Source organism: Algoriphagus winogradskyi (genome assembly GCF_900182815.1).
GTDB lineage: Bacteria > Bacteroidota > Bacteroidia > Cytophagales > Cyclobacteriaceae > Algoriphagus > Algoriphagus winogradskyi.
In genome coordinates, this window is record NZ_FXUA01000002.1 from 752,874 (window position 1) to 773,359 (window position 20,486).

A 20,486-nucleotide genomic window follows, 5' to 3' on the forward strand; every position below is an offset into this window, starting at 1 on the left:
AATCTCGCAAAATACCATTCTTCAGTCTTCCCAATTTTTGAAATGTTTTTCCTTAAAGCTGTCAAAAGCTGCTCGCGCTCTTTTAAGTTGAGCTGTACTTGTTTCGAGATCATGGAGTGATTTCCATCCTTGAATAGTTGGGTTATTGCTTGAGGATAAGAGTTCAGATCTTTCGAATTCTTCAGAATCCATTCTTTTAATAAGGTCTCTTCTTCTTGTTTCAAATTCTCTTCCAATTTGTTCCTCAAACTCCCTTGTGCTTTTAATGATTCCATTTCTTCGTTCGTCAATTGACTCCTCTTCATTTTTAAACTGCTTGCTAATTGATTTAAAGTCGCAGAGTTCTCTTGCTTTATTTTGCTCAAACTCATTTGGAAGCTCTTCTCTTCTTTTAGTATAGTTTTTAATAAGGTTTCTTTCTCCGTCGATATCTTTTGATACTCGTTCTGTAGTTCTGTTATTTTCAGATCTTCTTCCTTCAATGCTAAGTCGACTTTGTTCTTCTGCTCCGAAAAGATTTCTTGATTCTTCATCAACTTTTCTTTGCTCGTCATCAATTTTGCCTCTTTTTGTATAATATCTTGTGACCAAGTCTTCAGATTTTTTTCTAAAGTCTCGTTCTTCTCTCTTAAATTTTGCCTCTTCAGTTTTAATTCTCTCCAGTTCGACGCTATTTCTTGATTCCCAATCTGCTCTACTGAAACTTCGATATTCTTCTTGTTCTGATTTAATTCGCTCTGTAGAACTCTCAACCCTTTGTATTTCCGATTCAAGGTGTTGTTTAACTGTTCTATATTGTTCTGATTCCAAGCAGACTCCAATTCTCCGTATAAGGTCTCTAATTTGCGCTGCTCTACACTTAAAAGATTCTTTGAAAAAGTAATCCGGGATTTCATCAGTAGATAATATTCCCGTTCCATTTGATGGGGGTAGTTGTATATACTCGCTTTTTTGCTCGACATGATTATAGACCCATTTAATGTATTTGATATGTTTATTGAAATTTCTAATGTCCTCTATAGATGCTTTTGGGATTACAACTTGAACCGTGTCGATTCCTAATCTCTGAAGTTTTAAAAATTTCTCTTCATCAATTTTATGGGTTGCGACGATTTCTATTAGTAAAGTAGGCTTTCCCTCTTTGTCAAAAAATGAAATGTCAGGTTTGATTAAAAGATTTTTTTCTTTAACATTTTCATTTTTGCCCCATCTTATCTCGCAATTTTCATCTTCGTAAAATGTCAGTTCTGTTTTTGCGATTTCTGCGGAAATTACATGAGATGCCTCAATCAGGTTTGGAGGAGAGTTTATTCCAATAGGAGGATGCTTTAGGATATCTGGAACTTTGATTTGTTTTTCAATTTGAAGTATGTCTTTGGCTAGCTTATGCCTGAAAGTTTCATCTTTGTAGGTGCATTTTGGTAGTCCTTTACTCGCGCTGGCATCATGCCTAAAATAGGGAAAAAATGTCCCTTTCTTAGATTTTACTGCTTGCATAACTCTATTGCAACCCATACAGAAATACCCATTTCGTCCACTTTCCGCGTCTGGAGCAAAAACAATATCTCCTTTTACATTGAATGCAAATACGTTTTCATTTTCCTTGAGCCAATTATTCATAGTTGAATATAAGTATTCCTCTATTTTGAGGTATTACAAAGAACTTGATTAATTGAGAAAGTGACACATAATGTCGGTAATGCAAGGAGGAGAGGTCGAAAAATTCTGTGCAATGCCGATTTTTGAAACCTCCTAATGATTTTTCCTAGGCGAAGAAAATGGGTCGAGGATTGAAGGAGTCAGATAAATAAGAGGATAGGAAAATCAATCCCTTACTTAGGTTCTATTGACAAACGATATCAATAATGGTGAGAAAAATGAGCTAGTGATTCGTACACCTCGTACGCTTCGTACCTCTCGTACCATACGAATTGTTCGAGGATTGAAATTCGAAATCATACAAATCTGTTAAAACCATAGTACCCAAAATTTGACTTACCGCGGAAAGAATCAAAAATGAATGTTCGATTTTGGCAAAAGGTTAGCAGAAGTCTTTAGGTTTCCAGTCCTTATCACCAAAACGAAAAAAACCGTCCAACTTTCTAGCCTTTAGAATGGCTTAGGGATCTTAGTTTTAGAAAGAATTCGATAGCATGATTGAAATAAGTTTAAATGAATTTGAAATTTTTTGACCAAAATGAACCTGTTCCCCTATTTGTCTCGCCTGAAATATAAGATTCAGTAAATCAACAATTTACAACAGTACTGCTCAAACTAATAAACAGGTGATCGTTCTGTGGTCAACTTTTTGGTTTTTTTAGGGATTTTGATCCAGCTTGTAATTTCAAATCGATTCCATTTGATTTAAATTGTCCCCAAATCTGTCCTACGATTTGTCCCGCTTTTTCCTTTTTTGGATCTCATAACTTTATATTTAAAATGATTTAGCGGTTGGGAATTAGAATTTCTATGGGTTACGATTTCGACTTGACTGCTTTTTTTAAGAATCCCATTTCATTTTCCAAGCAGTAAATTCGGAAGGTCTGATTCGGTAGCGGACAAAATTTCCTTCATGTAATCCCAAGAGTTCTGTTTCTACTACTTCGGAGAGCCTGGATTGGTCTGGTTCTGGTAATTTTTTGACTTCGGATTTTATTGCTTCGGATGCTGCTTCTTTATCCATTGCATTGCTTACAATTTGGCTGACGATCCCGCGTATTTCTTCTCGGTATTTTAAGCGAAAAGGATCCGGCTCGCCAAGAGATTGACGAATGGCTGCATACCTTAGGGCTGACCGCTCATAGGCCCACAAAAAAACATCCTTGAATAATTCGATGCGGTTTAATTCATAAATGCCTAGCATTCCTTTGATATAGCTTTCTTCCGGTACGTCTATAAATGAAAGAGGAGCAAGGTTGTGTCGGTTCAAAGGAATATTGGCAGCCAATCTGGATACTCGCTTATTGACATCATCAAATGGTTGGAGATAGGGAAGCTGAACCAATACAAAAAAAGCCTGCTCAAATGGATTTTGGATTTGGCTTGCCTTTGCTAGTATTAGGTCAAAAGATTCTTCGATGAGTTGTGGAATTCCCAACGGAGTAAATACCGAATTGGTGATTCCCACGCCAAATGTTCTAAGCCTGCCGGATGCAGCCGGATTTGGCAACAGGTTGTTTGAAAGCAGGGCATGGAGATTAAGAAAAGTGTAGCGATTGAAGCCCACCTCATCAGACGATTCTACCAAAAACTCGATAGCCTCCTTGTGATTGAGAATCATCTGGGTTTCCATCGGAGACTTGTTCGAGGGGGTTTTCCCGTTATGGATTAACAGCTCTGTATCCAACAAGGAATAGGTGTTCCCTTCCAGTCTGCTTGAATTCCAAGAAAGGTCGATCAAAAGGCGATTTAATATTTCTCTGGCATAGGTCCCTGCTGGCTGTTCTCCATTCCTAGTATTTCCCCATTCAGCCAGTTTTTGTTTTTCTTCTTTGCTGAGAAAGCTGTCGATGTTGGGACGGTAATTTTCCAAGAAACTTCGTTCGTATCCGACAGGTTTCCTTTGTGCAACAAGACGTGAGACCAAGGCCCAAACGTCTTTGCCTTCTTGTGAAAGCGGAATGGTCGATTGTAGCTCCTCTTCTGATTTTATCTTTCCAGAATCCTGAGTTTGTTCAGGGACATTTGTATAATACTTTGTTGATCGAGCTTCTCCTTTTATTAGAATCAGATTCTTTTCTCTGAGGCTTTTTAGTCGTCTTTGAAGTGCTCTCTTTTCAATTTGAAATGGGAGCAACCTAAGAAGTTGTTCTATTCCTAAGCCATCAGATGATGATGCAATTATTTCTTTAATCAGTTGTAGCTCATCTCGATTTTCCATTTTCAATCCCATTTGTATCGCGACAATAATAGCATAAAAATGACGCAATAAAAAGAATCGTGTCACGATAATTGACGCAATATTTAAATCGCGTCATTCTTTGGAAAGAATGTCGATTCTCTATTTCTCCGCTTTTGTCGAGTCGTTTTGAAGAATTGTCTCTGAGTTTAATCCCTAAGTTATAATATAAGAAGGTGGAATTGATCAGATTCTAAAACCAAGGGAAATAACCAAACTTCTTCCATCAGACGACCATATGCCTGGTCCCGGATACATTTGAGGTCTTTTTGTGAAATAGGAGTTGTCGAAAATATTCTGAAAACTTGCCCGCAAAGTCAGGTTTTCATAGGTATAAATTCCCTGAAGATCCCAAATGTGATAAGAAGGAACCAAACCCACTGCACCTGATGGAGGTGGACTTTTTGTATTGAGTGCGTCGGAAAAAGATTCGCTTACAAACTGATGCTGTAGAGCCAATTGTAAAGAACCATAGGAAGCGGTTAGCCCGTTTCTGCTGATCCACTCGGGAACAGCCTCGACATGATTTCCCTCGATTTCTTCATTTCCTTCCGAACCAGCCACAAACCCGTTTAGATATCTTGCCCGCATCCAACTTGATGAGGTATAGAATGAGAGTGCAAAGCGATCTTTTTTCAAGAATTCCCAATCCCAAAGGAGCTCAACCCCGGCCGTTCCGCTGTCTCCGATATTGCTTTTTTGAATCAGGGTATTATCATCTTGCTCCACTAAAATACTGCCGATGCGTTTGCCTATAAATGTGTAAAACAGGGTAGCGTTTAAATGCATCGATTCCTTGGGGCTGAGTTCCCAGCCTATTTCCGAATTGTATCCAAAGCTGTGGGTAAGGTTTGGGTTGATTATAGTTAGAGGATTTCCGGGAATTATATCCTGAAACAGAACCGGTCTGTTGGCTTGGGAAATTCCTGCATAGAGGCGATTGGAAGGCGAAAACTGATAATTGGCGTTGATCCCCAACGTCACAAAATCATATTCAATTTCCTGAGGCACTTGCTCTGCTTCCACATAACTGATAGTTCCGCTCATTGCTGAACTTCCATTCTCTATCCGTAATCCAGGTGAAATTGAAAATCGGTCATTTAAGTGAAATTGGTTTTCCAGTGATGCTGCAATGCTTTGACTTTTCAAGTTGATATCTCTGGGAAAATCTCCTACAACAGACAGGTCGTAGTCTGTGCCAGTCGTCCCTTTACCCCTTTGCCTGCGATCAAAGGAATTATTGAAATATCGAACTGAAATTGAGAGATCATTTTTAACAGAACCTAATGTATATCCATGTAAAATTCTAGCCTCAAAAGTCCGGGTATGGTAATTATCAATATCCACATTTCTAGGAGCGTACTCAGAAGTTGCACTATTGATGGTGTCGGGCACGTTTGCAAGTGCATCAAAAGTGACTGAACTTCTCTGACCAAATATCCCGCTTCCCACCAAACTGAAACTTGTATTAGCTGCCAATCTGCCTTCCAGTGTCAATACCGGTACCCAGATTTCAGGACTGTAATAATTGCGTGACCGGGTGGCTTGTGTTGGATCCTCCTTAAACTGGGCGTCAGTGAGTGGACCCGGAATTCGGTAAAGAAAGATACTCCGACTCAGTTCTGCTTTAGCTTTCAGGCGGTCGTTAATCTGATAGGAAATTTCCGCATGCTGGGCATCAGATTCGGATTTTCCGCCATCCCGATATCCGTTGGAATTCCTCTTTTGATAGTATCCAAAGTAGCTGAACTTGCCAATCGTGCCTCCCACCGAAGTGTAGTTGGACAACAGTCCAAAAGACCCTACTGAACTGATGTTTTCAAGACTGAACTTTTTAATTGGATCGGGCTTTTTGAGCACATAATTCAGCATCCCACCAAACTGCTGACCATACTGTAGCGCTGCAGTTCCACGAATCAGCTCGATCCGTTCCACTGCTTCCATGGGCATGGAATAGTGGCTGGCAGGATATCCATAGATATCTGTATTGATCATGACCCCATTTTGCCTGACATTGAATTCCCAACTGCGATGCCCATCCAATCCCCTCACAGAGACGTTGATTTGGTTTCCGGTACCATCCATGTCATAAATGAATGCTGAGGGAATTTTTGCAAACAGGCTTCGGCCTGTCTTTTCTGCAAGATTCGTAGCTAATCCACTCAGGGAAATCACTTCCGATTTCCTTCCCCCGACTACCATCAATCCATGCGTCGACGGAAGACTGGTGACAGGGTTTTGAAGTCGAAAATTCTGGATTTTAATCTCTTCGAGAGTAAGTGTTTTAACAGTGTCTTGCTGCGCAAATGCATGGTTTGATAGCCAGTAAAAGCCCATAAGCAAGTAGATATAATACTTGTATTTCATAGAAAGAAGTCATAATTAATGGGGAAATTCAGGGATTATTTCCCTGAAAAAAGATTCAGGACAACTGGAGTCCTTGGGGAGGAAGCAGTATGATATCCTTGATTCCCATCGGAATGGTGATTAAAAAAGGAGAAGAATGCCGGATTAATATTTCGGAAAGTTTTGGTGCAAAGGAGAAATCGTGAATGCGTAGGACAAAGTCTTTTACGAAAGATTTTAAAAGTACTTTCTGTAAAGGCGGACCCTCAAAATCTCCCTGATCAGATGCGAGAGAAACTATCCAGAGTTTCACCTGTTCATTAAGTTTCGTTTGGAGCTCATCCTTCACCACGACTACCTCTAGGTGATCTTCAAAATACCGTTGTTTTATTACTCGGTTCATTTTTCCCTCAATTTCCATTTGGAAATTCACCGTTTGAAAGTTTTCCTGATTCTGTCCATACGGCATGGCAAAAGGAATTCGGATCAGTTTACCCTCAAGAAAGTCTTCGTCATTTTCCCAAATCTGATTTTCCCAATGTTGATGTATTGCCATAGGCATAAGGAACTGCACCGCAAAAAATCCCAGGTGATACAGTCCAAAGCACGTAAGGAGAAAAATGGCAGCTGATTTTCTCATGATTAAAGGCTAAAGTAAAGTTAAAAAAGAATGGAAATGAACTTAATATCCCAAGGATAAAAAATAATGATTTAACGCCATTGGAATTGATGGGTGGAAAATTATGAGGTTGACATTAAATTGAGTTTAGTAGAATTGTCTTTTAAAAATTGAACAGTTTACATGTTCCCTCTTATAGAGAAATCCTTTTTTTGTTCTTTCTCCGTGGCATCGATCTAAATTAGCCAACTGGAAATGATTAATTTTTCCGGTTGGATTGGGCTATCGGATCAAATCATTTGAAAATTGAGTTTGACTTTTCAACTGAGACACTAAAAGACATAGATAAGTAACCCAATCGTGTCAAGGAAGGCCATCCACTGTTGATGCTCAGTAACGAATTATAAACTGATCTATTCCAAGATAGTAGAAGAAATAAAGATTTTGGATATTAAAATTTAATTTAGAGGAACCTTTCTTGAAAAGGGAGAGCAGCCACTTTTCATAAAAATCCTGCTTCATAGCCTTTTCATGAATTATACCTCAATGGAAACTTTGGAATTTACTTTGTGAACACAGATTGTGCACAAAGTGATTGGTGAAGCGCAAAAACAATCAGTGGTGTTTTTGCCACAAAGAAAGATTCTCAAACAGCAAAAAGAAAAAAGGCTTAATTCGTACGGTTCGTACACTTCGCACACCTCGTACAGTACGAATTATTCGAGGGCTGAAATTAAAATCAATTCAAATGAATTTAAATTTCGAATAAAAAATGAAGATTCGATTTCTGATTAGCCTAGCTGAAGCCTTGGACGTTTTTTGTTCTTAACATCAAAAAGAAAAAAATATCATTCAAAACTGAACCCCCTCATACAGACCAAAAACCCAGATTTTGCAAAAAATCCGAGATTTAGACAAAAATCAATTCAAATGAATTTAATTTTTTTGGTACAAAATGAACCTGTCCCCCGATTTGTCCTCTTTAAGTCGTAAACTATTAGTAAACAGTAATTTAAAATAGTCCTGTTCCCGCTACTTGGTAACTCCGGACAATGTAAAAATTGTTCGGAGTTTTTTGTTTTTCAGGGGTTTAGCATTATTTCGAATCTATTTGATTCTGTTAAATTCGGATGATTTTGTCCCAGTTTTTGTCCCAGATATTGTCCCAGTTTTTGTCCCAGTTTTTTATAATCTTTTTGCTTCGCTCTTTATTGTGACTATTTTGGGGCATGATTGACATCAAAATTTCTGCTGTGTTGAATCCTAAAGCGATTCCCTCTTCAGGTGGACAGGGGATTTATTTGTGCATAAATTGGAAAGTTCGACATTACATTAATCTCAAACTTGAGAAAATTCCTAAAAATGCTTGGTCAGGCAAACCAACCAAATGGGTGAATAGCCAATATCAGTATGCTGAGTTTCACAATAGGGTAATCGCTCGGGAGATTCATAGACTCAAAGGGATTATCCAGGATTTTTATAAACGAAACGAAGTACTGACTGCGGAAAAGTTGAAGAATATTTATCTGGTAAAATATCAAGGGAAAAAGTTGAAGGGTGTGAATGGTGTTCATGCTCCTGGTGCTAGTGATAAAGTTTCCGAATTCATTGATTATTCGATCAACTTTGGAGCTACTTCCAAAAAGGTAGCTGGAACAAAGAAAGTATATGTAACTCTGAGAAAACTTATTGAATCTTACAAAAAGACCTCTGTCATGGCAGATGTTGACGAAAACTATGTGTTGGAGTTTGTGGATTTCATGAGAAGTGATCAGACAGAAATCAATTCAGATACCACGTTGGCGAAGTATGTAGATCGCTTGAAGGTTATCTATCGAGAATACTGTGACCAGTATGCAATCCCGTTTAGAAAGAGAATTTTTGAAGGAATTGATATAGATTCCAATAAAAGACCTGAAAAGATCATCTATGTGAATGACGAGCAGTATAAGAAGCTGTTAGAGTTGAAATTCGACCGAAAAGAAAGAAGGCTTGAAATCACCAGAGATATTTTCATTTTGCTGTGTAATACCGCTCTCTATTACAATGATTTGATCGCAATTAGTAATGAAAAGGGATTTGACCGTAATTTGCTGAAGGAAAATCCCAACCACCTTGTGCTTCAGGGTGAGCGAAAGAAAAACGGTGAGGAATTCTAGATCCCTTTGAATGACACTGCTAAGAAGATCGTCAAAAAGTATTCTGTCGAGGATGATGAAATGATTTTCCCAAAGAGTGTTGCAATATCTGAACAGAAGTTCAACCAGCATTTAAAAGTCCTGGCAGAAATGATTGGCTTTACAGATGTGCTTTCCAATAAAGTAGGAAGGAAGACCTTTGGTACCTGGACTGATCGATTGGGAATGGATGATAATGATATTAGGATGATTTTTGGTCACTCGCCGGGATCGGTTTTAAAAAAGTATTATACTGAAAGAAGGACGGTTGAATCCTACAACAGAATTCTTTCTTTGATTCAAAGGTGATTATGCAAAAGAAGAGCAAGCTGGCTATCAAACATTATCATGGTAATGAGCTGGAAAAGATAGGCAAATCTGCCACCGGATTTCCGCTGTACGTCATGGTTCGATACAAGAATGTCAAAACCAAATTTGCTTCTAGAATCGGGATGAAATTTGTAAAGGATCATGATGGTGATCTTAGTGCTTTAGATCGAGAAGTATCCAGAATCATTGAGGAGGAAGTTAAGTATATTGAGATGCTTCGGGATTACTTTGAGGATTCTTTGGAAGTAGAATTTACGCCGTCTATGATAGTGAATGAAGCCTATGAAAAGGTCACCTTGGAAAGGGTCGTTGACTATTTTGATTCCATTTTTGAGGATAGAGAGGTAAAGGAGATCCTTTGGAATATCAATCAGGATTTAGCTGAGTTGTATGAAGTGGCTGGTCCCGTTCGGTTCTTGTCTGCTTTACGTCATTTGGATTCGGAGCTTTTTAGTAGGATTATGAATATCCCAGAGGTTAAGGAGGTCTTTGACTATTATTTGGAGTACAAGTCCCTTAATTGGCCAGAGGTGACTAGGCTGCAAGTCAGGATGGCAGATGAAGAAGGAGAAAGAGTTTCTTCTAAATTGAGAAAATGGCTAGATGAGAAATTTGATGCAGAAATGCACCATTTCTATCATTTGAAGCCTATAAATATTTAAATGTTAAAAAATCGGACACTAGTGACCGATTTTATATTTTTTGCTTATATTTGAGTAAATCAAACTCAAATCAAGATGAATCAAGACACTTTTATTCCGTTTTCAGCTGTTAGCCAAAAATGGCTTGAAGAGAAGTTCAACAAGCTGGAAGAGAAAATTGCAAATATGAGTTCGGGGACTTCCGATAAGTCCATAAAAAACGAATGGCTCTCACTTCAGGAATTCATGGAGGCAACAGGTGTGAAATCCCATTACTCCATTTCCAAAATGGAGTCCGTTTCTGAATCTAGGGGAGAGGAATTCCGCTCCATGTTCAGAGGGAAAAGACGCTTTATCCACCAAAGAGAGGTGGAAAGATTTTATGCTGGAGAGTTTGAAAATTAAAAAGGAAAGGACAGCCATCCTTTCCTTTTGTTGAAAAAGCCAGTGGGCAGTTCCAAGTTGTCTTTTAACCTTCTGTTATTAAAAGTGTGTACTAAATTGGTAAAACTTTCAATCAAAGTCAACTTAGGCAAGACTGATCTCCCAACTTTTTCATCTCTCCCGACTCAGCACCAACTCTTGGTGATCAACTGATCTAATCAATTTATTCTTAAACAATTAATTGCAGCATTGGATAATAATGTTGCCTGGAATTTTAATGCCAAAAAGTATGACTTTATTAAATCAAGAATCTAATTCTAATGCACCCAGAAATGGTGAATTTTTAACCATCAAATCCGCTAACCAGTGGATTGATGAGGCCAAAAGTAAACCAATCCCCAAAAAGATATTTGGCCCATTTTGGTATGAAGAAGAGCTATGTATCCTCTTTGCCGATACGAATCAGGGTAAATCTCTGCTTGCTGTTCAGATCATCGACAGTGTGACAAAAGGAACTTCGACGCTAGGCCTGGAAATGGAGCTTCCTAAGTCCAAGGTAATTTACTTTGACCTGGAATTGACGGCCAAGCAATTTGAAATGCGATATGCACAACACGATAAGGATAAAGACATCCTGTTTGACCATTTCGAATTCAGTGAACAATTTTTAAGAGCTGAAATCAATCCCTATGGCTATGATGTATCGGTAGAAGATTACGAATCCTTTCTCTTTCGTGAGATTGAAAGCCAAACCACTGAGTCCAAGGCAAAAATTCTGGTGATCGATAATCTGTCCTGTGTCATTTCTGATAATGAAAAAGCAAAGAATACTACTCCGTTTTTGATTCGGCTTAACAACCTAAAGAAGATGTATGGCTGGTCGATCTTATTGATAGCACATACTCCCAAGAGGAATTTATTTGCTCCCATCAGTAGAAATGACATTCAGGGAAGCAAGAGCTTTATCAATCTTATCGATTCTTGCTTCGCAGTAGGGGAGAGTCAAAAAGATCCATCGATTAAATACCTGAAACAAATCAAAGTCCGGTATGGAGCATTTCAATTTCCTTCTGAGAATGTAGTGGTATGCAAAATCGGTAAGGAGACTAATTTCAGCTCCTTCAAATTTTTAGAATATGGAAAAGAGTCAGAGCATCTCAAGCACTTCGATGCAGCTGATAAGGTCCAGGTAAAGAATAAAGCTTTTGAACTGAAAAAGAGTGGCTATTCGAATGTGAAAATCGCTCTGGAATTAGGAGTGTCAGAAGGAGCCGTGCGAAAGTGGCTGAAACAGGCTGAAATCGAGGATTAGTCGGACTCGAACGAATCGTACTGTACGAGGGGTACGAGGTGTACGAACCGTACGAATTCCTATACCTCCTACCCTTCTTTTTCTTTTTGATGTATTTCTATCAAATGTCAGCAAAAGAGAAAAATAGCTACTGATTTCAAGTGGCTGTAAATCAACTGTCTTTTTTAATTAGTGAAAACACTTTAACACAAAACCAACCATGAATTATACTGATTTAAAACATGAAGCGAGTCGAATCAAAAGGGACTTCTCTATAATAGATTATTTCCAGGGCTTAGTGAGTGTTGGAGCACTGAAATATGAAGGTATGCAAGGGAAGGAGCATTTCTTTGGGTTTCTCTCACAGCGGACTGGTTCCATCGCAGTGGATCATAGAACCAATGTGTGGTATGACCATGCTGCAGGAAGAGGAGGGGATGTTTTAGAAGCTGTCCAGGTTTTCGAAAATAAAACCTTTGCCCAGTCAGTTGAGCAACTTTCTGATTTTCCAACAGAGAGAACCGTGATACCAACGAATAAGCCAAAGGCCGCACCGAAGATTAAGATTGAAAGTGTAAAGAGGGTTTCTCATCCGGCTTTGGTGAATTATATACGAACCAGGGGGCTAGAGCCTAATGAGATTTCGGATTTCGCTAAGGAAGTACATTGGGGAAATAAAGGGAGGAAGTACTTCGCTGTTGGTTTTCCCAACGAGTCTGGTGGATGGGTGCTTAGATCTTCCATTTTCAAAGGGAATATTCTAGGAGGAGGTATTTCTATCCAGGTACTTGGAACTCCTGAAAGAATAAAAATCTTCGAAGGCTGGTTTGACTTTCTGAGTTATCTGAAGTTGTCAGGAGCAACCGATTTAAAAGCAATTATTTTGAACAGTACTGCCAATCTGAAATTAAGCCTGATCCTGGATGTTTTGGCAGAATGTGAGGTGGTAGATCTTTACCTGGATAACGATGCTACCGGTGATAAGTACACGGGCTTTTTCATGAAAGCAGCCCAGCTTTACCACTATTGTCGAAGGAATTCAATTTCTACTGATTGGGATTTGAAGATGCTAAAGGGTTGCCGTGATAAATTTGAGAAGCTCATTTCAACTCTCAAAATCAGCTCTAGAGATGTTGAAGGAATATGGAGATTTCAAACTGAAGTGACCGATCAAAGGTATCGATATAAGGGATTTGAGGATTTTAATGAGCTTTTGAAGCCTCATGTTGTCACTAGAAATTAGAAACATGTTAGGAAGTGACATATTCAGTTTTTTTCATTTTATACACAAAAATACCCAGTACAGGGTATTTTTTTTGTTTGGGTTAATCCTTTTCTTGGCAGCACCATTTATTCAAAACGCATCCTCAGAGCCAAAGTGTGATAAGTATGAGTGTCAAATAAATGGGAAATATCACCAACTACTTAAGGGGATTTGCCTTATTTTGGGAAATAACACCAATTGAGGATGTTCAATCGTTGTATGCCATGCTGAAAAAATCCACCGCACAAATAACTCATTCGATTTTGCCGACTCACAAGCCAAACGCAAAAAACCAAAAGAGCTATTTATTGCCAAAGCACAATGAAATAAATGACAGGAATTGAAAACATAGATTTTGGTAAGCTGAAACCTTATGATGGAAAAGTAACCCAGTGCTTTGAACAGCTTTGTTATCAAATTGCATTAAAAGAATATGGCCATCTTGGAAAATTCACTCCTATCGATGGTAGCGGTGGTGATGGAGGCGTTGAATTCTACTTGAAACACAATAATGGGGAGACTTGGGGTTGGCAATGTAAATTTTTTGGTGACAATGGCAGATTGAATGTAAGTTCAAGAGATACAGCAATTGAAAATTCCTTAGAAACAGCTTGTAGAAATCATATGAATTTGACTAAGTGGTTTCTCTGTTTAAAAACAGACTTAACTACTGATAGTCTTTCAAGTAAAGGAAAGTTTAGTAAGGGAGAGCGCAGCTGGTTCAATAACGAACTTCCTAAGAAGATTCCCACTTCCAGAATAATTAATCTTGAACTTTGGGGTAAATCGGACTTTGTATCATTTCTGAATAGTGCAAAACTTCTTGGGATTAGAAGTTTCTTTTTTGGTGAACTTGAATTTAACGATGGATGGTTCAATCGTAGATTTGAAGAAAACTACCAAAAGGTTAAGGACAAATTCGATCCAGATCTTCACAGTATAGATCAATACACTCAAACAATCATTGACTTCTCTCTTCTTAATACGGGTTATTTAAAACACTTAGAGGGTTTAAAAAAGGAGCTTCTCGATAAAGCCAATCAAATAAAATCTGCCATTGTAGATTTCCGTGACGAAAAAAATATCTCCAAAAAGGAGGAAAGTATCAGAGGTGCTTACCTTATCGTTTGTCAAGATTTTCAAAAGCATATTTCGTTAGTGTTTGAAAAGATCGACTCTTTAAAGAATTGTTTTGTTTCCTTTAAAGGAACAGAACTTTCATCTTTTCAAATAGAAGATTTGAGAAAGGACTTTTTCAAATACCTCGATAAGATTGATTATTCATCCTTTGAAGAAAAGTCAAGGGCAGCAAGAGATGCATATTCAATTTCCTATCTCATATCCGAATTTGGTGAAATTTATGAACGTTTCTTCAGGAATTACTTTCACCAGTCTCAAAGGACTATTCATTTTATCTCAGACGCAGGTAAAGGAAAAACTCATCTTTCGTGTGACATCGCATTTAAGAGAATTCAGCAGAATGAACCAGCTATTTTTCTCACAGCTGACAAGTTTTCAGGGGAAAAGTCTATTTCTGAGGCGATAAGAAAAATCCTTGACGTTGAGAATAAATTCACAGAAGATGAATTCCTTGATGCTCTGGATATTTACGGTTCGATAGTTAAGAAAAAAGTTCCAATAATCATTGATGGACTGAATGAAACAATAGAAAACAGGTACTTTTCCCCTATTTGGAAAAACCACCTTAGCAGTTTTGAAACTAAAACTAATGAACGTGACAATTTAGTACTAATTACTACCTGCCGTAATTCTTACAAGAATAGGGTTTGGGCTGATTCGAATGCCAACTTTCACTACTTGAATGGATTTGACGACTATGAAACTATTCAGGAGGCGGTCAACAAATATTTCAGCAAATACCTGTTAAAAGCAGACCTATTTTTTGCACGATTAGAAAAATTTCGAGAGCCAATTTTTTTAAAAATTTTCTGTGAAATTAAAAATCCGAATTGGAGAAGTGGAGACCCTGTAGAAGTCAATATTGAGGAGGAGTCTACCTATGATATCTTTAAAGAATATCTGGATCAAGTCAATCGTAGGGTAACAAATAGCAACCATCTTTTAAGGTCTAATGAACCTTTCATTAATAACAGCCTATCAGTTCTATCTGAGTTCTTATGGGAAAATGATCTACGGGAAATTCCAATAGATAAGTTCTACACCTTAATTGATGGTGATAAAGAGTATGACAAAGACAACTCAAAAGCGGATATATTAATCAGTGAGGGATTGGTAATGACCCGCGATATAAGAGAGAAAATAGAATTTGTCAGTTTCACCTACGATATGCTCGCAGGGTTCCTAATTGGTGTTAGATTAATAGAGCGTACTAATAATTTGAAGTATTTCACAAGCACAGAATTCATTAACAAGATAATTCGAGAGAAAGGTCAGCATCCCTTGTATGAAGATGTACTATATGCATTGTGCATGTTATTGCCACAGGTGAAAAATGTTGCAATGCACGAATTGCTTAAAACCAATTGGAAATTACGATTTACCAAAAAGTCAATTTTTAAGAAGCTGCCAAAGTTTGTCAAGAAACAATTTAAAGAGAGTATTTCATTCTCAAATTACTGCTTTAGTCAGTCAGTTGTTACACTGTTTAGCTTGCCAGCACAATTTGTTCAAGATACCGACCGAGAATTAGTAAGGTCACTATTCAACCGTTCAATTGAAAATCATAAACCACTACTTGACCTTTTCTTTAAAACAGTCAGTGATACTAAACACCCTTTAAACTCTAACTTTTTTTCTCAGCTTCTTGCCTCTTTAGAAATGAATGCAAGAGATCTAAGTTGGACAGAGTACATTAGAAAAAGAGCCTATGATTTAGAAGAGTTTGTTGAAGAATTTGAGCAACAATGTAAATTGAATAATAGAGAGTCGGAGATTTTAATTAGGAAACAACACCTTCTTGCAAAATTCATCTTATGGTTTCTGACGAGTACAAACCGTAACCTTCGAGATAAGTCCACAAGAGCACTTTATTACTATGGGAGGAAATTTCCTTCTTCGTTTTCTAAGCTAGTTTTTGAATCATTGAAAATTAATGACCCTTATGTATGGGAGCGTAGTTTAGCATGTTTATATGGGGTTTCAATGGGAAATCATAACTCCATAAGTTCGGATAAGTTTCGAAAAGAAACTCTTCCTGAAATTGGGAAATCGTTACATGATCTAATGTTCAAAAATGACGCTCCATTTTCAACAACCCATATTTTAGCCAGAGATTACGCCAGAAGAACAATTGAAATATGTTTGATTCATCACCCTAACCTATTAACATCAAGCGAAATAGAAGAAATTCGACCTCCGTATTCTTATGGCGGTATTAGGGATTTAGGTGAACGCAATCATGAAGAAATTGAATTTGGCTACTCTGGCCCTATTCACATGGATTTCAGCAATTATACGATAGGAAGAATTGTGAAAGATGGAGGATCTTATGCTAATCCACCTGAAAAGGTTAAAGTTCGGAAGCAAATTCTGTGGCGGATTCACGACTTGGGTTGGAACGAAGAACTGTTCAAAGAAGCTGAGACTTCACTCGGCAATGACAACTATTATAGCGGCCGTACAGAAAGAGCTAAAGTCGAGCGGTACGGGAAGAAGTATTCTTGGATTGCATTTTTTGAGAATGCAGGTTTAAGGAATGATTTAGGCCTTTTGGAAAAGGAATGGGACAGATACAGACTATCAGATGCAGACATAGACCCCAGCTTTCCACAGAAACCACCAAATGAGCTATTTGTAACTCATGATTTATTAGGTGACAGAAACTCTCCATTAGAAAAATGGTATGAAGAAGGTGGGATGCCGCATATTGAAGACTACCTAACTCAAACGGCTTTAAAAGGGCGGGACGGAGAATGGATTTGCTTAGATGGATTTATTGTTCAAGAAGATGTTCCTGCAGAACGGGAGCGATTCTCATTTATAAGGAGTTTCTTAGTTGAAGAGAAAGACTATAGTAAAGTGATGGATTTGCTAAACAAGCAAAATCTTGGCGGGCGCTGGTTGCCAGAGAAGCATGAAAACTACTATACATATGGGGGTGAACTGTACATATTTGACGAAGCTACATATGACAACTATACAGAATTAGAATTTGTTGTAGGTAAAAGAAAAGAGAAAGTTAAACCTGGAGACCCTGGTTATTATCCATCAATATTCTTGGACATTGATAAAGAAGACATTGAAATCAATAAAGAGTTTCCAGAAGAAATAGAAATTGAAGTATCAGAATTGGAAAAATTCGAAGCGCTAATGCCTGTAATGAAATACAACTGGGAAAGTTATCATTCTTCCGTAAACAAAGATGGTCACGTCACAGTTGTTGCGAAAGAACTCGCTAATCAATTAGGATTAGTTAGCCAGCCTCAAACTTTCGACCTACTAGACCAAGATGGTACAGCGGCTTCAATTAATGTTTATTTCCACAATGAGTACAATAACAATCATTCCCTTGTTTATCTCAGAAAGGACTTATTAGACAAATATTTGAAGGATAAGAAAATGAAGTTTGTGTGGGCTATTTGGGGAGAAAGGCAGTTGACCTTTAAAACAAATGAAAGAAGAACTGAATTCTTTACGGCTCATCCGTTCAAAGACCATCAAGTTTTTCAAAAGGTAATTGAATATGAAAAGTAGATTAATCCTCAACATCCATACACATTGCCAAGTCGCTAAATCCAGCGGCACAAGCCAAAACTTGCGAAAGGGTATGGCAGCCCCAACGCTGACAGAAAAGAAAATGAAAAAGCACGGGCAACATTGTGTTAAGCAATAGCGGGTTCAGTGCTTTTTTGAAGGTAAAACTAAAAATCTAAGGTCGGTGCTATTTGACAGATTTGAGGGTTGAAGTCCACTACTGCTCATCCACTCACCGTTATCGTAAATTATGATCCCTCTATTCCTTCCCAAACCTCTCCTCCAAAGTCGCTATCATCTTGAGCTTGGAATCCAGGAGATCACGGTAAAGTTTGTTTTCAGCGTTTAGCCGGTCGATTTCTAATTTTAGGTTTTCGATCTGTTTTTGGTCGTCGGCTAACTTTTCTGGACTCCATCCCTTAGTTGGGATGAAAGTGTCTATCATTTCTCCATCGCCGCTTTCCAGCCAGGCCAAGTTCACCTGGTGTACCTGCTTCAGCATGATTTTTATTTTGCCGGAGACATTGTTTTTGCCTCTTTCTATATCTGAATATCCAGCCTGAGTCAATCCTATGGATGCACCAAAATCCACTTGGGTCATACCTAAAAATTTTCGGATGATTTTTATTCGCTGATTTTCAGTCACTAGTAGTCAGTTTTTACTTTTTTTAAAGCTATATAATTTTCAAAAATATCGCAAAACCATATATTTGTATATGTAGATATATTCACAAGGAATAGTTAAGTCTGCATCTACAAATTATCCAATTTCTGTGATTTATCATGATCAGAATCTATTTGAAATTGGAGAAAAGAATAAGTTTTCTTTCTTCCTGGGAGTTTTCGAAATGGCATTATTTGACAAATATATGCTTATAAGTGTATTTCAAAACTGTTTTACTGTATTTCTGAGATTTGGTATATCTGGATATACAGATATATATCCAGATATAGGAATATCTAGATATGTCATGAAAGAAGTGCAAAGCTTCAAGTCATCAATCTTAAAAGTTGGAATTCAATTTTAAACTTTTATGGTTTTGCGATACGGCAACAGCTTTTGAACCGTTGAAATAGTAACTGGATTTTTGTAGAAAATGAGCGTTAAGGCATCCTTTGCGTGTGCCATGCAAGTTGTGTATTTGTGACACAAATTCTGGCGAATTTTTCTCCCAAACACGCACTTGCCCTTTTAGAGATTCTTAGCAGAATCATCCAAAATGGAGGGATTTCACCTCGCAACTCGGTTAAATTTTAAGAGACTAAAACATGAGAAAATACTTAGAAGCAGATAGGGAAAAAATCATAAAAATTTTGGTAGACTCATTCAAAGGGAATAAATCCGTGGACTTTGTAGTCAGGAAAACCGAAAAAGGAAGGAAAGTTCTTATGGAGTACAGTTTAGAAAACTGTTTGGAGAATGGGGAAGTATTTGTTTCTGATTCCGGTAATTCTTGTGCTTTGATTAAATATTCAGATCAGAAGAGTAAGCCTTTTAAATTATGGGTTTGGGATTTGAAATTGGCCCTTCAAGGAATTGGAATACCTAGAATCCCCCAAGTGCTAAAACGGGAATCAAGCATTGAAGAGACTCAGCCTAAAGAACCTTTCCTCTATGTTTGGTTTATTGGTGTAGATCCAGAAAGCCAGGGAAAAGGAGAGGGCACCAATCTCATGAAGTCAATTCTGAACATGGCCGAAGCAAGGAATCTACCAGTCTGTTTGGAAACATCAACTGAGCGCAATTTCAAGTGGTATGAGGAATTGGGATTTTCAGTTTATTCCTCTTCAAATCAATTTGGCTTCTTGTTTAACTTTTATAGAAAGGATTTGATATGACCGTATTCGGCACAGATATGCATATTGTGACGTTTATTTTCGTCGTATGCGAGGTATTGTTTTTCGTATCGCAATTGGTCTTTTACCTCCAAAATCCTGCTGATAAGAATCGTAAATATTACCTGATTTTGTTGGGGTTATTGATAATCTATAATGTCACTGGAGGATTGTATCCTGATCCTAATTTGGCATTTTCTGAAAAGGTACAATTGAATCTGGCCTATGGGTCAGGCTTTGTAATGGGAGCTTTTTTTCCATACTATTTCTACCGGGTTTTTGGATTGGATGAATTGAAATGGGATTCCAAAGTAGGCATATGGATTTTCCTTATAGCTCCTTTCGTTTTATTCTTTTTGATAGGTCTTCCTTTGCTTGATGATCTGCCTTTCACCATTTGGTACGGCTTGGCAATTCCATTGGCCTATGCCATTTACCTGGATGTCAAAATATTTCTTTGTATAAGGAAAAAGTTCAAGGGGACACAAAATCCTGTTGAAGCGGTTCTGACTTATATGGCTATGTGTCCTTGGGTATTGCTACCAGTATTTAGCTACGTAGATGCATCTCAACTTTTTGAGGTTTTATGCACTAATATTGGTTTTATCATCATTACCTTTTTGTTTATCAGAAATAAAATTTACGAAAACAGAAAGGCTTTTGAAAAATTGAATGGATTTGATCTAAAGACTCAAATTGATCAAAGTGCTTTTTTCAACCAAAGATGCACGGAACTAGGCTTGACCAAAAGAGAATGCGAAGTTGCAGAACAGGCAGCCTTAGGTCTGACCAGTAAAGAGATCGCTGAAGTACTTTTTATCTCAGAAAGAACAGTCAACAAGCACCTTCAGACTATTTACAAAAAGTCTGAGAGTAAAAACCGGGTAGAACTGATTAACTCGCTAAACGCTTATTCATAATTCAAATATTTGGGTGTAAACCCGCGCTCTAGGCATATATGCGTATATATATTTCTATATACGCATATATGCCTATTTGTCATTTTTGCGCATTTCTAGGTATTTT

Annotated in this window: 14 protein-coding genes; 9 read left to right on the plus strand and 5 right to left on the minus strand. The window is 37.8% G+C overall.

Annotated features, from left to right (window positions below):
- Positions 1 to 21 precede the first annotated feature (21 nt).
- The 4 genes from QOL76_RS07795 to QOL76_RS07810 all read right to left on the minus strand — a co-directional run bounded on the left by QOL76_RS07795 (position 22) and on the right by QOL76_RS07810 (position 6,884).
- The gene (locus QOL76_RS07795) at positions 22 to 1,620 is read right to left on the minus strand and encodes a hypothetical protein (protein WP_219956992.1); all 1,599 of its coding nucleotides are present in this window, start codon (positions 1,618 to 1,620) and stop codon (positions 22 to 24) included.
- Positions 1,621 to 2,500: 880 nt separating this feature from the next.
- Positions 2,501 to 3,880, minus strand: coding sequence for a Fic family protein (locus QOL76_RS07800; RefSeq protein ID WP_219956991.1), 1,380 nt, complete (start codon positions 3,878 to 3,880; stop codon positions 2,501 to 2,503).
- Between the two features lie 204 nt (positions 3,881 to 4,084).
- Complete coding sequence (locus QOL76_RS07805; RefSeq protein ID WP_219956990.1) at positions 4,085 to 6,265, minus strand: TonB-dependent receptor family protein; 2,181 nt, start codon at positions 6,263 to 6,265, stop codon at positions 4,085 to 4,087.
- Positions 6,266 to 6,320: 55 nt separating this feature from the next.
- Positions 6,321 to 6,884, minus strand: a complete 564-nt coding sequence (locus QOL76_RS07810; protein WP_219956989.1) for a hypothetical protein — start codon at positions 6,882 to 6,884, stop codon at positions 6,321 to 6,323.
- 1,208 nt (positions 6,885 to 8,092) lie between these two features.
- Between QOL76_RS07810 and QOL76_RS07815 the strand changes: the two genes are divergently transcribed.
- The 7 genes from QOL76_RS07815 (at position 8,093) to QOL76_RS07845 (ending at position 17,624) form a co-directional block, all read left to right on the plus strand.
- Positions 8,093 to 9,022 carry a phage integrase SAM-like domain-containing protein gene (locus QOL76_RS07815; protein WP_283412421.1) on the plus strand — a complete coding sequence of 310 codons (930 nt, stop codon included), beginning with the start codon at positions 8,093 to 8,095 and terminating at the stop codon, positions 9,020 to 9,022.
- A gap of 6 nt (positions 9,023 to 9,028) precedes the next feature.
- Entirely contained in the window at positions 9,029 to 9,349 is a 321-nt protein-coding gene (locus tag QOL76_RS07820) for a tyrosine-type recombinase/integrase (RefSeq protein WP_283412422.1), read from the plus strand.
- A 2-nt stretch (positions 9,350 to 9,351) separates the two neighbouring features.
- Positions 9,352 to 10,032, plus strand: a complete 681-nt coding sequence (locus QOL76_RS07825; RefSeq protein ID WP_184495497.1) for a hypothetical protein — start codon at positions 9,352 to 9,354, stop codon at positions 10,030 to 10,032.
- A 75-nt stretch (positions 10,033 to 10,107) separates the two neighbouring features.
- Entirely contained in the window at positions 10,108 to 10,416 is a 309-nt protein-coding gene (locus tag QOL76_RS07830) for a hypothetical protein (protein WP_184495498.1), read from the plus strand.
- Between the two features lie 268 nt (positions 10,417 to 10,684).
- Entirely contained in the window at positions 10,685 to 11,707 is a 1,023-nt protein-coding gene (locus tag QOL76_RS07835) for an AAA family ATPase (RefSeq protein ID WP_283412423.1), read from the plus strand.
- A gap of 199 nt (positions 11,708 to 11,906) precedes the next feature.
- Positions 11,907 to 12,929, plus strand: a complete 1,023-nt coding sequence (locus tag QOL76_RS07840; RefSeq protein WP_184495500.1) for a toprim domain-containing protein — start codon at positions 11,907 to 11,909, stop codon at positions 12,927 to 12,929.
- Positions 12,930 to 13,280: 351 nt separating this feature from the next.
- Positions 13,281 to 17,624 carry an NACHT domain-containing protein gene (locus QOL76_RS07845; protein ID WP_184495502.1) on the plus strand — a complete coding sequence of 1,448 codons (4,344 nt, stop codon included), beginning with the start codon at positions 13,281 to 13,283 and terminating at the stop codon, positions 17,622 to 17,624.
- 259 nt (positions 17,625 to 17,883) lie between these two features.
- Here the strand turns inward: QOL76_RS07845 and QOL76_RS07850 are convergent, their stop codons facing one another.
- Positions 17,884 to 18,270, minus strand: a complete 387-nt coding sequence (locus tag QOL76_RS07850) for a helix-turn-helix domain-containing protein (RefSeq protein WP_184495503.1) — start codon at positions 18,268 to 18,270, stop codon at positions 17,884 to 17,886.
- A 623-nt stretch (positions 18,271 to 18,893) separates the two neighbouring features.
- Between QOL76_RS07850 and QOL76_RS07855 the strand changes: the two genes are divergently transcribed.
- A complete protein-coding gene (locus tag QOL76_RS07855; protein WP_184495504.1) occupies positions 18,894 to 19,463 on the plus strand; it encodes a GNAT family N-acetyltransferase in 570 nt (189 codons plus the stop codon).
- Positions 19,460 to 20,380, plus strand: coding sequence for a helix-turn-helix domain-containing protein (locus tag QOL76_RS07860; RefSeq protein WP_184495505.1), 921 nt, complete (start codon positions 19,460 to 19,462; stop codon positions 20,378 to 20,380). Before QOL76_RS07855 ends, QOL76_RS07860 begins: the two co-directional genes overlap by 4 nt.
- The last annotated feature ends 106 nt before the right edge of the window (positions 20,381 to 20,486 follow it).

Bases quoted from the DNA above. Each gene is read 5' to 3' on its own strand.
- QOL76_RS07795 (WP_219956992.1), bottom strand. From the start codon at position 1,620: ATGAATAATTGGCTCAAGGAAAATGAAAACGTATTTGCATTCAATGTA.
- QOL76_RS07800 (WP_219956991.1), bottom strand. From the start codon at position 3,880: ATGGAAAATCGAGATGAGCTACAACTGATTAAAGAAATAATTGCATCA.
- QOL76_RS07805 (WP_219956990.1), bottom strand. From the start codon at position 6,265: ATGAAATACAAGTATTATATCTACTTGCTTATGGGCTTTTACTGGCTA.
- QOL76_RS07810 (WP_219956989.1), bottom strand. From the start codon at position 6,884: ATGAGAAAATCAGCTGCCATTTTTCTCCTTACGTGCTTTGGACTGTAT.
- QOL76_RS07815 (WP_283412421.1), top strand. From the start codon at position 8,093: ATGATTGACATCAAAATTTCTGCTGTGTTGAATCCTAAAGCGATTCCC.
- QOL76_RS07825 (WP_184495497.1), top strand. From the start codon at position 9,352: ATGCAAAAGAAGAGCAAGCTGGCTATCAAACATTATCATGGTAATGAG.
- QOL76_RS07830 (WP_184495498.1), top strand. From the start codon at position 10,108: ATGAATCAAGACACTTTTATTCCGTTTTCAGCTGTTAGCCAAAAATGG.
- QOL76_RS07835 (WP_283412423.1), top strand. From the start codon at position 10,685: ATGACTTTATTAAATCAAGAATCTAATTCTAATGCACCCAGAAATGGT.
- QOL76_RS07840 (WP_184495500.1), top strand. From the start codon at position 11,907: ATGAATTATACTGATTTAAAACATGAAGCGAGTCGAATCAAAAGGGAC.
- QOL76_RS07845 (WP_184495502.1), top strand. From the start codon at position 13,281: ATGACAGGAATTGAAAACATAGATTTTGGTAAGCTGAAACCTTATGAT.
- QOL76_RS07855 (WP_184495504.1), top strand. From the start codon at position 18,894: ATGAGAAAATACTTAGAAGCAGATAGGGAAAAAATCATAAAAATTTTG.
- QOL76_RS07860 (WP_184495505.1), top strand. From the start codon at position 19,460: ATGACCGTATTCGGCACAGATATGCATATTGTGACGTTTATTTTCGTC.